The 8,527-nt window shown below is 69.6% G+C and carries 7 protein-coding genes; 3 read left to right on the top strand and 4 right to left on the bottom strand.

The window, feature by feature from the left end; all coding sequences use genetic code 11:
• From iscB to ABZU75_RS43585, 3 genes are all read right to left on the bottom strand, one after another.
• The coding region (gene iscB / locus ABZU75_RS43575) for an RNA-guided endonuclease IscB (protein ID WP_355568443.1) at nucleotides 1-1,238 on the bottom strand (1,238 nt) is incomplete at its 3' end.
• Nucleotides 1,239-1,531: 293 nt separating this feature from the next.
• Complete coding sequence (locus ABZU75_RS43580) at nucleotides 1,532-2,326, bottom strand: hypothetical protein (protein WP_355568446.1); 795 nt, start codon at nucleotides 2,324-2,326, stop codon at nucleotides 1,532-1,534.
• 21 nt (nucleotides 2,327-2,347) lie between these two features.
• Complete coding sequence (locus ABZU75_RS43585) at nucleotides 2,348-3,493, bottom strand: branched-chain amino acid ABC transporter substrate-binding protein (protein ID WP_355568449.1); 1,146 nt, start codon at nucleotides 3,491-3,493, stop codon at nucleotides 2,348-2,350.
• Between the two features lie 356 nt (nucleotides 3,494-3,849).
• Between ABZU75_RS43585 and ABZU75_RS43590 the strand changes: the two genes are divergently transcribed.
• Both ABZU75_RS43590 and ABZU75_RS43595 read left to right on the top strand, forming a co-directional pair.
• Nucleotides 3,850-4,518, top strand: a complete 669-nt coding sequence (locus tag ABZU75_RS43590) for a response regulator transcription factor (protein WP_350920608.1) — start codon at nucleotides 3,850-3,852, stop codon at nucleotides 4,516-4,518.
• Entirely contained in the window at nucleotides 4,515-5,849 is a 1,335-nt protein-coding gene (locus ABZU75_RS43595) for a HAMP domain-containing sensor histidine kinase (protein WP_355568453.1), read from the top strand. The genes ABZU75_RS43590 and ABZU75_RS43595 overlap by 4 nt, the downstream gene beginning before the upstream one ends.
• A gap of 30 nt (nucleotides 5,850-5,879) precedes the next feature.
• Here ABZU75_RS43595 and ABZU75_RS43600 read toward each other — a convergent pair whose 3' ends face one another.
• A complete protein-coding gene (locus ABZU75_RS43600) occupies nucleotides 5,880-6,389 on the bottom strand; it encodes a hypothetical protein (protein WP_355568455.1) in 510 nt (169 codons plus the stop codon).
• A 744-nt stretch (nucleotides 6,390-7,133) separates the two neighbouring features.
• Here ABZU75_RS43600 and ABZU75_RS43605 point away from each other — a divergent pair.
• Nucleotides 7,134-8,486: an extracellular solute-binding protein gene (locus tag ABZU75_RS43605; protein WP_355568458.1), complete on the top strand. Its 1,353-nt coding sequence runs from the start codon at nucleotides 7,134-7,136 to the stop codon at nucleotides 8,484-8,486.
• The last annotated feature ends 41 nt before the right edge of the window (nucleotides 8,487-8,527 follow it).

An 8,527-nucleotide genomic window follows, 5' to 3' on the forward strand; every position in this document is an offset into this window, starting at 1 on the left:
GTGGTGATGTTGAAGCTTCCGGTGGTGCGGACGGCGACCCGGCCGGTGTGAACCCCGGCCTTCTTGCCTGCCGGGACGTTTGCCCGGACCAGGTCGCCGGTTTGGAAGCCGTGGTGCAGTTTGCTCCGTGGCCGGGCAAGACGGGGGAACCCGTATCGGTCGGGGACGGTGCGGGCGTAGGTGCCGCGCCCGGTCGCCGTGACCACCAGGACCGTGGACGGCCAGGCAGTCACGCTCTCCAGTTCGCCGACGTGCAACGCGTCCAACGTGTGGGACTTCGGAGCGCCGGTGCGGGAGCGGTTCCATTTGGTGCGCCCGCCGGAGGCGCCTGCCACGGGCAGGCCGGTGGCCTTCAGCGCCTGCCACAGTGCCCAGCGGGTGGTGTTGACGGCGGCGGCGTCGCGCAGCGGTGCTTTTGCCTGCTTGAGGATCTTCGTCAGGAGGGTGGGCTTGTCCTTGAGGAACTCCTGCACGGGGGTGGCGTTCTTGGTCTGGTTACAGCCGATGCAGGCCAGGGTCAGGTTGCTGACGCGCTCAGAGCCGCCCCGGCTGCGGGGGTGGATGTGGTCGAGGTTGAGCGGTACGCCGCTCGCGCCACAATAGGCGCAGGTGCGCCCCCACTTGGCCAGCAGGTATTCGCGGACCTCGTACCCGGCGAGGGTGCCCCGCTGGTATTCCGCTCCTTCGAGCGGCCGCCCGGCCGATAGGGCGTGGGTGTCGAAGGAGACCTTCTCCACGTGCATGGCGGTGACGGGCGCCCACCGGGTCAGCCGCGCCACCCACGACATGGTGGTGTCGACGCGGTGTCGCAGCGACGGCGCGAGCCACCCCTGCGGCTTGGTGCGGTTGGGGAACCGGGGGGAACGGTAGCGCAGGTTCCGCGACCGCCTCCCTCGCCGGTACGCAGCCCGCGAGGCGAGCCTGTCGCGGATCAGCACGCCCCGATGGTCGAGCCGGATCGCATACCGTCCGGCCCGGCTCCCGGCCTGGCCGGTGAACACCACCAGGCCGGTGTGCCTGGAGCCGGGGTCGATACCGACCTGCACGCCTGCCACGGTGGAATCAGCAGCCGACCGGTCCTTGAGACGGATGACGAACGGGGTGTGACGCACCACCACCGCCCGCCCGGCCGCCAGCAGGCGACGGGCACGGGCGGGATGGCAGGGGTCGAGCGGGTGGCCGTGCCTGTCCAGAACGAACACGACCGGGTGAACCTCACGGTTCGCTCCCTCGGACACCGAAGCGTCCTCGGGGTGACGCCGAACGGACCGGGTGCCGGTCCGCTCGATCTCCCCTCGCCCAGGTCGAACACCAGGTACCGCCGCGAGGCGGTGTCCGTGAGCCGTTTCGTGCCCACCCTCGGGCGTGTCTGCTCCCACGGATTCCAGAGCGGCGGGCTGAGGAAGCACCCGCCGGTGGGTCTGCGATCTCGTGTTCAACGTAGCCATCAAAACGCACCTCCTTGAGCTGATGGCCAGGGCTGGTCAACGCGGGGCTTCAAAGCGCATTACTGCACCTCAAGCCCCCTCCCTCAGGAGGGGGTCGTTGACGGCCAGAGTCCGACGCTGGTACTGGCGGCGCCGGCGGGACGGCCACCGCGCACCCACACGGTCGCCGCGCCTCCCGCTCCCGCTTCCGCGAGCAGCCAGTGCACCTCACCCAGATGGTAGAGGGCTACCGCCGGGGCGCCGTGGACATTGTCCACGATCGGGGTGAGGCCGAGACACCTGGCGGCGGCTGCCATCATCTCGGCCATCGTGGACGTGCCGGTGCGCAGGTAGACCATGTTGTGGCTGGGACCGAGCCCGGCGACGAGAATGCCCATGCGCCACAGGGCGACGGCCGCGTCGGTGTCGGTGGCGGTGCCCGGGACGCGCGGGTCGAACTGCCGCCGGGCGTCGCGCCACGCGTTGGTCAACGCCCGCAGGACCCTGCGGTGTAGCGTTCTGGGCACCTCGACGCGCACGGCCGGCGACCGCTTGAAGCCGGTGTCGCCGGCGTCGGCCTGGGTGACGATGGCCCAGGCCAGCCCTGACAGCAGCCGGGCGATCCGTGCCGCCACCGCCCCGCTGTGCGTCTCCACGACGGGAAGATGACGCGACGCTGTGGCGTGTGTCCCCCCGCCGGTGTTCCCGGGTCCGGTGGAGCGCAGATGTTGCCAGGCGAGCGCCGCCTCCAGCATGCCGTACCCGCCGATCGGAGCCTCCGCGAGGGCGCGGTGGACGGTGCCGCTCGCGCAGTCGAGGCGTCCGGCAGACGGTGACCTCGTGAGGGGGGGCGACGCGGTCGGGCCGGGGATCCGATAGGCGATCGGGGGGCTTGTCATGATTTCTGATCTCCTGTGCGGTCAGTTTCCGGGGATCGGCCTGTCGTCGGCGACGATCCGGCCGCCGCGGACGCGATAGGCCCACACCGTGACCGAGGAGCTGGCAAGCTCGCCGTCGCCGTTGAATCGGATCTTCGTAGTGATACCGGCGCCGGAGTAGCCGTCGACAAACTCCTCCATGTCAGAGCGTCGCGTCCTGCCGGCGTCGATGCCCCGAAGGAAGATGGTGGCGGCGTCGTAGGCCTCCGCGCTGTAGGTGCCCGGGTCGTGGTCGAAACGGATCCGGTAGCGCCGGGCGAACCCGGGATCCTTCTGCGGCGGCCGGCACGGGCAGGTGAGAACCGCGCCCTCGGCGGCCTCGGCCCCCGCCGTGCGGACGAACCCGTCGTCCTTGACCGCGTCGCCCGAGACGAAGACGGCGCTCACGCCCGCGTCGCGCAGCTCGCGCAGGAGCCGGCCGGCCTGGGTGTAGTAACCGCCGAAGAAGACCACGTCGGGGGCAGCCGATTCGACCTCGGAGACCGCGCCGCGGAAGTCGACCGGATTCGGCTGAACCGAGGCGCTCTGCACCACCAGCGAGCCGAGCTCCTTCATGACCAGCTCACTGAGGCCGCGCCCGTAGGGGCTCATGTCGTCGATGACGAACACCTTCCGCGCGAGCAGCTTCTCCTTGATGTACCGGCCGACCGCCGGTCCCTGCGCGGCGTCGCTGCCCAGGATGCGATGGAAGGTCGATCGCCCCCAGCGGCTGAGGCCGGGGTCGGTGGCCGCCGGGGTGATGGTGCTGACCCCGCCCTGGTTCAGGATCGGGTTGGCGGCCTGCGACTCGCCGGAGAACGCCGGCCCGACGACACCGATGATCGCGGGGTCGGCGACGACCTGCTGAGCGAGTTCGGGCGCCTGCTTCGGATCCCCCTGGGTGTCGAAGTCGACGAGCCCGACGGGGCAGGCCGGATTCCGGGCGTTGTGCTGTTCGACGGCGAGCAGCGCGCCTTCGCGCATGTTGCGCCCGAGGTTCATGGACTCGCCGGTGAGTGGCCCGAAGAAGGCGATACGCAGGCCGCAGCGCCCCTGATCCGGGACGCGCCCCCCGATGTCGGCGCACCCCGGCACGGCTGCCAGCAGCGCCGCCGCGGCGAAGGCGGTCAACCGGCGGGCGCTGCGCATCGATCGCCTCCAGGCGCTTAGGCCGTCCAGCCGCCGCCTGGCGGATGCCACAGCGTACGGGGGCGTCCCGCACCGCGGGCGCCTGACATGAATTCTGCGATGATGATCATGAGGATTCGATGAAGATCCGGTGAAGGGGGAGAAGTACCACGGAAACGGGAACCGATCCGATCTCCGGAGGAGAGGTTCGTCAGGAGCCTTCATCCGAGTTCCGCGATGCCCTGTGATCACGCGCGGTGACCGGGCGGGTGAACGCTCGGACGCTCCCGGCCTGCTCCGCACGCGGCTGGTCGAACTCTCCTGACAGGTCGCCACCCTCGTCTTGAACTCCTCCGGCAGATCGCTACCCTCGTCCCATGCGTGTGATCGTCGTCGAGGATGATCCCGACGTGCGTGGTGCCGTCGTCTCCGGGCTGCGTTCGGCCGGCTTCGCCGTCGACGAGGCGGCCAACTGGAGCCAGGCCGACCTCAGCATGAGCGTCAACGACTACGACTGCCTGATCCTTGACCGGATGCTCCCGGAAGGCGACTCGGCCGACGAGCTCCACCGGCGCCGTCAGGCCGGCATGGCCATACCAGCGATCATGCTGACCGCGCTCGATGACATCAGCGACCGGGTGGCAGGCCTGGAGGCCGGCGCCGACGACTATCTGACCAAGCCGTTCTCCACCGACGAACTGGTCTTGCGGGTGCGCGCCCTGTGCCGGCGCCGCACCACGATGGTCCCGCCGGTTCTGCGCGTCGGCGACGTCACGCTCGACGTGGCCCGCCGGGAGGTCCGCCGCGCCGGGGTGCTGCAAACCCTCACGCCCAAGGAGTTCGCGGTCCTTGAGATCCTGATGACCCACCAACCGGCTGTCGTCACCCGTACCGAGCTCATCGAGCACTGCTGGGACGAGCGGGCCGACCCGGCGTCCAATGTGGTGGACGTCGTCGTCAACCAGCTGAGACGCAAGCTCGGTGAGCCTGCCGTGATCTTCACGATGCGGGGTACCGGTTACCGGGCCGGGCCCGTGCGGCTGTGAACCCGCTACGTCTTCGCGGCCCCGATCCCGGCGGCAGGGGTCAGAAGGGGACGCAGCCGACGCATCTGCAGACGACCGGGCGCCTCAACGGGCTTCGGGTCCGCCTGGCCCTGCTGCTGACAGCTCTCAATGTGATGGGTCTGGCCGGTATGGGAACCGTCGCGATGGTCGTCGACCAGCAGCAGCGCGACGGTCTCGTCCGGGCGGAGCTGGAGCGCACCGCCCGGACCGCGAAAGCCCTGCTGTACTACGAGTCCGGCGCGCTGCGGCTGGACCGCCTCTTCGCCGATCCGGCGTCGAAGGGCCCGACCGCGGTGCACGTGTACGAAGGTACCCGCACCGACGTCCGCCTCGTCTTCGCGTATCCGTCGAGCCTGCCGGTGATCGCGCCAGAGGTTCTGCGCGGCCTCGCCCGGCCCGTCTGGCAGGGGCGCGGCGAACTCGCCGCGACCGTCACCAGCGTGGGGCGTCGTTCACGGTTGCTCGCGGTCCCGTTCTCGCACGCCGTCACCGGAGCGGTGTCGGGCACCATCGTGGTCGCGGTCGATCTTGAGCCCGTTCAGCGGGCCCATCGGCGGCTGGGGTGGATCCTGTTCACCGGAGGAGCGGTGTTCACACTCCTGGCCGGCTTCGGCGGGCATCTGCTGGCCCGGCGGGGCACCCAGCCGGCTGTCGAGGCGCTGGGCCAGCAGGAGCGGTTCGTCGCCGACGCGGCGCATGAGCTGCGCACCCCTCTGACGGTCATCCGGGCACTGTCGGAGGCCGCGATCAAGGATCCCGGCCGGCAGTCTCAGGCGTTGCGGCAGGTTTTGCGCTCCACCGAACGGCTTGCCGACTCGGTTGAGGCGCTGCTCATGCGGGCGCGTCTCGTCGCCGGGCTGCGAGAGCTCCAGCGGCAGCCGTTCCGCCTCGACCAGCTGGCCGAAGAGGTGGTGACCGAGACCGTGCAGCCGCCGCACACGGCGGCGGTGTCGGTCTCGCCCACGGTGGCGAGCGGTGACCCGACCCTGGTCCGCATCGCCATCCGCAATCTGGTCCACAACGCCGTCCGGCATGGCCGGACCGGTGCCGAACCCGCGACGATCACCCTCGTCGTCACCGCCGGCATGGTTATGATCAAGGATGCCGGTCCGGGTCCTGGTCCGGGCCCGGACGGCCGACCGGCGCAGCGTTTCCGTAGCGATGCGGCGGACGGCACCGGCCTGGGCCTGACCATCGCACAATGGGTGGCGGAGCTGCACGGTGGGGCACTGCGGCTTCATCCGGCGCCCGGAGGGGGCACTGCCGCGATCATGACCCTGCCCGACGAGCCGCCGCCTGACAGGCGATGACGCTCGCCGCGGCGCCGTGGCGAGGCAGCGTCAGGGAGTGGAGCGGCCGGCTCTGGCTCCGGCGGGTGAGATGGCGAACCAGCCGTTTCGGCCATGCCCGCTGGTGTCGCCGGGCATGCGATCACCGCTGTAACCGTACAGCGGCCACCCCGAGAGGGTGAGCTGCTCGGTGCCGTCGGGCCTGACGACCCTGCCGATCTTTCCCCGGTCTATGCCGACGATCCGCAGCCTCCCGATGTCGCTGACCGGCATCGGGCGCCAGATCTCGGCGCACTCGCCGACGCAGGCCGAACGTGACGGGCTCGCGTCGTCGGCGTCACTGCGGTAGAGGACGTATCCCTGGACGTCGATGACGATGAGGCCGCCGAGCCGCTGCGAGTTGACGGCGAACAGGCCGGGGCCGGGCGCGGCGCTGGGGTCCGACACTCTGGTCAGCTCCGTGTCGGGCCGGAGCGCTTCGCCGTCAGCGGCGCAGCCCGCCACCATCAGGGCGGCGACGGGTCCCGCCAGGAGCGCCGCCCACCGTGAACGTCGACTCATGGGCGCAGTTTGCCTGGACAGCCCGCCGGATGCCTCCCCGCCGGGGGTACTCGATGAGATCTTCCTTGTCGGAGACCTTTCGGCGACTGACGACTCGCTTACCCGGCCGTTTCGCCGCCTGGAGTGAGTGACAATCACATGGCTCCCTCGCGGGAGGTGTCACCGAGCGCCGGACACGGTGATCCGGGCGAGGACGACACCATCAACGATCATGGATGGCGTGACGACCCGACCCGCCACGGTCGGATCTCGGTGAACAACGATGCCGGGGGGCCGGGGGATGGAAGCCCCCTCGCGCGTCCACCCGCCACCATGTCTCTCGATCGCGAGCGTGCGGCATCTCAGGCATGTCTCAACGTATCGGATAAGCCTAACGGGTTTCACCGAACACCGGACCGGGTGCGGAGGCCCTCGACCGGAGATCGGCGGGCTGTCCGCCGCTCCCCGGCGAGCCTCCGCACGGACACGAAATGCCCCGACTGTATGTCCGTGAGATGGGAGCGCTCCCAATCACCCCAATGAGATGTATATACCCACTTCATACCGATAGTCCCACCCAAAACAGTCGGATGTAACGGTTGAGTTTCGGCATATTGACGTCCTGGTTGCCCATCGTCCACTCTTCGTGGGAGCGCTCCCAAAGCACATTGAGGAACTACCGCACCGCGAGGCCGTGTTTGTCGGGGACCGGCCCCCGGTGTCACCTCCCAATGATTCGGGCGACCACCTGAGAGGGGTCCGGAAATGTTGAACAACAAGCGGCACGGCAAGCTCGCCGCCGTAGCGGTCATGGCGGCCACCGCCCTGGCCATCACCTCGTGCGGTTCCAGCGAGCCCGCCAAGCCCGCCGCGGGCGACGGCGGCGCCTCCGCCGCGGCCGAGCCGGTGACCATCACCGTGCACACCTTCGGCGGTGGCGAGAACTTCGGCTACGACAAGGCCGTGGAGACCTGGAACGCGGCACACCCGAACATCCAGGTCAAGTACCAGAACCTGACCGACCGGTTCGAGGACGTCTACCTCCCGCAGCTGCTCCAGCGCCTGCAGGCCGGCAGCGGCGCGGCCGACATCATCGCCCTGGACGAGGGCGCGATGGGCCTCATGAAGGCCCGCCCGCAGTTCTTCACCGACCTGGCCGAGTACGGGCTGGAGAGCCGCAAGGCCGACTTCCCCGCGGCCAAGTGGGACAACGGCATCAACGCCGACAACAAGCTCTTCGCTCTCGGCACCGACATCGGCGGCATGACCATGTGCTACCGCAAGGACCTGTTCGAGAAGGCGGGCCTGCCCACCGAGCGCGACGAGGTCGGCAAGCTCTGGCCGGACTGGAGCGCCTTCAAGGCGATCGGCGAGAAGTTCAAGGCCGCCAACCCCGGCAAGGGCGACCCCAAGTTCCTCGACGGCCCGAACACGCTCTACAACGTGATCCTGTCGCAGGAGGCGCCGAAGAACGGCAACGTCGCCTACTTCGACAAGAGCAACCAGCTCGTCGTCGAGAGCAACCCCGCCATCAAGACCTCCTTCGACACGGTGAAGGACTTCAGCGAGGCGGGCCTGACCGCCAAGCTCGCCTCCTTCACCCCGCCGTGGAACGCCGCCATCAAGAAGGGCGGCTTCGCGACCATGGGCTGCCCGGCCTGGATGCTCGGTGTGGTCTCCGGCGCGGCCGGTGACGACAACAAGGGCAAGTGGGACGTCGCGTCCGTGCCCGGTGGTGCGGGCAACTGGGGCGGCTCCTACCTCGCGGTTCCCAAGCAGAGCAAGCACCCCAAGGAGGCCGCCGAGGTCCTGAACTACCTCACCGGCAAGGAGGGCCACGTCATGGCCTTCCAGGAGGCGGCGGCCTTCCCGAGCTCCATCCCGGCGCAGCAGGACCCGGCGGTCGCCGACCTGAAGAACCCGTTCTTCAACGACGCGCCGACCGGCCAGATCTTCGGCGCGTCGGTCAAGGACCTGCTTCCCGTCTTCCTCGGCGAGAAGCACGCCCAGGTCAAGACCGCGGTGGAGAAGGTCCTCGAGGGCATGGACCAGGGTTCGGTCCCCTACGACCAGGCCTGGACCAAGTTCATCGAGGCCGGCGTCAAGGCAGCGGGCTGATCCCCCTACCGACCCGCACCGGCCCGGCGGCGGTGATCCCG

Origin of the sequence: Streptosporangium sp. NPDC005286, from assembly GCF_040607515.1 — a bacterium.
GTDB lineage: Bacteria > Actinomycetota > Actinomycetes > Streptosporangiales > Streptosporangiaceae > Streptosporangium.

Excerpts from the sequence above, each read along its gene's own strand:
- ABZU75_RS43580 (WP_355568446.1), bottom strand. The coding sequence starts at position 2,326 with ATGACAAGCCCCCCGATCGCCTATCGGATCCCCGGCCCGACCGCGTCG.
- ABZU75_RS43585 (WP_355568449.1), bottom strand. The coding sequence starts at position 3,493 with ATGCGCAGCGCCCGCCGGTTGACCGCCTTCGCCGCGGCGGCGCTGCTG.
- ABZU75_RS43590 (WP_350920608.1), top strand. The coding sequence starts at position 3,850 with ATGCGTGTGATCGTCGTCGAGGATGATCCCGACGTGCGTGGTGCCGTC.
- ABZU75_RS43600 (WP_355568455.1), bottom strand. The coding sequence starts at position 6,389 with ATGAGTCGACGTTCACGGTGGGCGGCGCTCCTGGCGGGACCCGTCGCC.
- ABZU75_RS43605 (WP_355568458.1), top strand. The coding sequence starts at position 7,134 with ATGTTGAACAACAAGCGGCACGGCAAGCTCGCCGCCGTAGCGGTCATG.